This is a genomic window from Leptodesmis sp. (assembly GCF_052746595.1).
Genome location: NZ_JBRAGO010000192.1, coordinates 1 through 3243, shown reverse-complemented (window position 1 = coordinate 3243; position 3243 = coordinate 1). Strand labels below are relative to the sequence as shown.

Below are 3243 nucleotides of genomic sequence, written 5' to 3'. Positions count from 1 at the left end.
AGATCGAGTGATTGCTCCCTCCGGTCGCCCGCCGCTTCACCTCCCCCCAAGCCTGTGGCTATGGGCGGAGCACTGCGACGGATTTAGGTAGAATCCGTTCGGTTGCCGCCAGGGTCTTTTCCAGATTGGCCTGGTTCGCATAAATCACTTTCAGGTTGGTCAGCATCCGGGCTAAGAAGTGGCGGGAGGTAATCAGTTCTAAAAGCTCCGGACGCAACTCAACTGGACGATCGAAAATTTTGCTCAAGCGATCGCGGCAGTCCTGGAGAAATAAGATCTCACCCTGATGAAATGGATCCACGAACACTTCCATTTCTCCCACCGTAGGCCGAATCATAAAATGCCCTGGCATCCCAATCCCGATCATGGGGAAATCAATGCGACGGGCGATCGCCAGGTAGACAAGGGACAGGGTGATGGGAATTCCAGTGCGGCGATCGATCACATCACTCAAGAAACTATTGCGCGGGTCATAGTATTCCGTCGTATTGCCCTTAAATTGCAGATCCTCGTACAGGTACCAATTGATCGCCTGCAGAATTTTCAAGGGGTAAGGCTCCGGGGGCAACCGTTCCTGTACCTCAATCGCCATCGTATCCAGTGCGTTCATATACTCCTCCACATCCAGGAGCGGATACTCCTCTTTCGCAAGATACAAGGCCGCCCGCTCCAGACAAATTTGCTCATCGGGCTGCTGAATCTCTTGATAAACTGAATCTCTTGATAAAACAGTTGCCGTCCTACAGGAAACTCCATTTGTTCTGCCTCGACTCCTCTATCTCTTTACCCCTCTACTCCTCTTGCTCATAATCATTGCCCGATCCGTACTTCCATGCCTCTACCTGACGGCGATACCCATAAGCGGTCTGCGGTGGCAGACTGTTGAACAGAGCGGACAGTCCTTTCCCCAACGGATAGAGGGCACTGTAACCCGCCAGATTGACATAATGCACTAACCAATCCATTAACGCAGGCAAACCTACTTGCGGAATCACATTTAACACCAGGCCCGGATGAGCCACAGAGGTTTTCGTCAGGGTTTGAAACAGCGCCGGAAACTGCACCACATCTTGCAAAAAAGGCTTGAGTACCGCATCTCCCAGGCTGCTCATTTCCTGAAACACACTGGATAGCATCTCGTTAATCTGATTGGGAGCCACCTTCTGCTGCATGCCAACACTCATCGTACGTTGAAATAACCAGGTGACAGATAGGTTGGGCTGATAGGGCTGGAGTAAGGCCAGCGATCGCCGATCCAACCGATCCACCTGCAATGCTTCGTGAATCCCCGTCGTCAACCGCTCCAGATGTCGCACCATCGCCCCAAAGCCACCAAAACTTAAGGGTGACTGGCTACCACTGCTATCTCCCACAGGTAGAATTCGATGCCAACAGGGTTTCAGAGGACTTTTACGATAGCAGGGAAACACTCCAAACATCGCTCGTTGGGGATGAATGTCCGTCAGTTTGACCTGCTGATACTCTGGCAACAGGCGCAAGTATTCCTCAAACAGGGTTTCCAGGCTGGGGCGATCAGGATGAGCATCCACATAGGTAAACAGGTAGGTGGTACGACCATCTCGCGCCGGAAATGCTTCCCAGAAGTACTGACACTGGTTTTGAATCGGCGTGAAGGAGACAATCAAATCCCCAGTCGTGTTGTTGGGAAATCCGGTAGCGCAACTGCCAACCACCAGACAGACGGCATCGGGAGTTTGGCCTTTTCGGGCCTGTTGCACGATCGGAGAAAAGTGACCCATCGCATCCAGTACCAGCCGCGTACTGAATTCCTGCTGTCCAGTTGTGACGACCACTCCATTGGGATGCACGATCGCTTCCTCAAACGGACTGCGTTCAAACAGTTGCCCACCCCAGGCCAGAAAGCGTTGTTTCACCGTTTCCAGCAAAAAAAAGGGATCTACGCCAATATTCAAAACATTCTCAACCCACAGGTCAGAACTACCTAAAAAGCTGATCCGGGCAGGATTATATTCTGTGACGATCGCCTGGTTCAGTTCCGCTGCTGTCAGTAACCCCAATCGAACAAATGCCTGCAATTCTTTGCGAGAAATATTCCATTCCTGTTTCCGGCCTCGCAACTGACCCCGCTCCAGCAGCGCCACTCGCCATCCTTGCTGTGCCAGTACGGCCCCCACCAAAATTCCCAACGTCCCGCCACAAATCACCACATCCCATTCCACCTCAGCCAGAGATTCGTGAGTCTCGTAAACCACTGTGGGAACAGGCAGCGTACCCGTGCGCAGGGAGTGCCACAAGTCATCCGTGCGTCGCAAAGCATGCAGGCATTCTCCCGGAAGTTGCTGAAAAAATTGCTCCGTTAAACTCATGTGACTCTTTCAACCTGCCTTCTATGGCTAAGGTAGCGCGTTTTCGTTCGCCTCTCCACTCCCCCATCCTCCCTATCTTCCCCACCCCTTCTCCTCTTCGCTCCTCTACCCACCTACTCATCCACCCTTCACCCCAACTTCCGCCCCATAATCACCAGATCGCAGGGAGTTGTTTCAAACTCGGCGACTCCTGGCAAATATCCCCACTGCTCAAAACCAAACTGTTCGAACAGCTTCAAACTCGGTTGGTTGGTGACAAAGATAAAGCCCACCAGATTTTTAATTCCCAACGCTGGACTGTGGGCGATCGCTATCTGCAACAACTTCTGGCCAATCCCCTGGCGACGATGGGCAGGAGCCACATAAATACTCAATTCTGCCGTTTTATCGTAAGCCTGTCGCCCAGAGTAGAACGACTGAAAGCCCAACCAGCCAACCACCTCTCCCTGGCACTCCATCACCCACAGAGGCCGCTTATCCGGTGTATGGCTCTGTAACCAGAGACGACGGCTTTCCAAGGTCACAGGTTCTAAATCAGCCGTTACCGTCCGACAGGCAATGGTGGAATTATAAATAGCAATAATTGCAGGCCAGTCTGCTTCTACCGCGTCCCGGATGTCCATATCCGCCAGTTTGCTCGCACAAGTACAATACTTTGCTGGAAGGTAGCACAAAGTGGCAGTGGCTTCCGTTCCTTGCGATCGCTTCCTTGGAGAGATTTTTCTAGGATTTTTCGAAAAACGTTTGACAAACGCACCATTGCCCGACACAATAAAGATCGCCTTAAAAAATAGGCACCCCGTAAGGGACTAACCCATAAGGGACTGTAGTTCAATTGGTTAGAGCACCGCCCTGTCACGGCGGAAGTTGCGGGTTCGAGCCCCGTCAGTCCCGT

At 52.2% G+C, this 3243-nt stretch carries 3 protein-coding genes and 1 tRNA gene; 1 reads left to right on the top strand and 3 read right to left on the bottom strand.

The window, feature by feature from the left end; all coding sequences use genetic code 11:
* Positions 1–58: 58 nt before the first annotated feature.
* From ACUVQO_RS22850 to ACUVQO_RS22840, 3 genes are all read right to left on the bottom strand, one after another.
* On the bottom strand, positions 59–658 hold the full coding sequence (locus ACUVQO_RS22850) for a SirB1 family protein (RefSeq protein WP_445928120.1): 600 nt from the start codon (positions 656–658) through the stop codon (positions 59–61).
* Positions 659–791: 133 nt separating this feature from the next.
* Complete coding sequence (locus ACUVQO_RS22845) at positions 792–2348, bottom strand: NAD(P)/FAD-dependent oxidoreductase (RefSeq protein ID WP_445928119.1); 1557 nt, start codon at positions 2346–2348, stop codon at positions 792–794.
* 128 nt (positions 2349–2476) lie between these two features.
* Positions 2477–2971 carry a GNAT family N-acetyltransferase gene (locus ACUVQO_RS22840; protein WP_445928118.1) on the bottom strand — a complete coding sequence of 165 codons (495 nt, stop codon included), beginning with the start codon at positions 2969–2971 and terminating at the stop codon, positions 2477–2479.
* Positions 2972–3168: 197 nt separating this feature from the next.
* Here ACUVQO_RS22840 and ACUVQO_RS22835 point away from each other — a divergent pair.
* Positions 3169–3242: transfer RNA gene (locus ACUVQO_RS22835), tRNA-Asp, on the top strand.
* The last annotated feature ends 1 nt before the right edge of the window (position 3243 follow it).

Bases quoted from the DNA above. Each gene is read 5' to 3' on its own strand.
- ACUVQO_RS22845 (WP_445928119.1), bottom strand. From the start codon at position 2,348: ATGAGTTTAACGGAGCAATTTTTTCAGCAACTTCCGGGAGAATGCCTG.
- ACUVQO_RS22840 (WP_445928118.1), bottom strand. From the start codon at position 2,971: ATGGACATCCGGGACGCGGTAGAAGCAGACTGGCCTGCAATTATTGCT.